The sequence below is a fragment of the Enterobacter cloacae complex sp.6700776 genome (assembly GCF_048284255.1).
GTDB classification, from domain to species: Bacteria; Pseudomonadota; Gammaproteobacteria; order Enterobacterales; family Enterobacteriaceae; genus Enterobacter; species Enterobacter intestinihominis.
In genome coordinates, this window is sequence record NZ_JBLVYK010000329.1 from 1 (window position 1) to 261 (window position 261).

At 33.3% G+C, this 261-nt stretch carries 1 protein-coding gene; it reads left to right on the forward strand.

Annotated elements, in window-relative coordinates; all coding sequences use genetic code 11:
* Window positions 1–261 (forward strand): substrate-binding domain-containing protein (locus ACNQ0T_RS24495; RefSeq protein ID WP_417930525.1); only part of this gene is annotated, 261 nt, incomplete at both ends.

A 261-nucleotide genomic window follows, 5' to 3' on the forward strand; every position in this document is an offset into this window, starting at 1 on the left:
TTTTTCTCTTCCTCTTTAGCATATTCAGATGTCAATATGTATGGACCAGGTGGTCCTCATACTGCATTAAAGGAAGCATCTTCGTTATATCAAAAGCAAACCGGAGTAAAAGTAAATGTTAATTACGGACCACAAGCAAGCTGGAATAACATAGCAAAAAAAGATGCTGATATTATTTTTGGTGCATCAGAACAATCATCCCTTGCAATCATTAGAGATCATAACGAAAAATTTAATGAAAAAGATACAACACCTTTATAT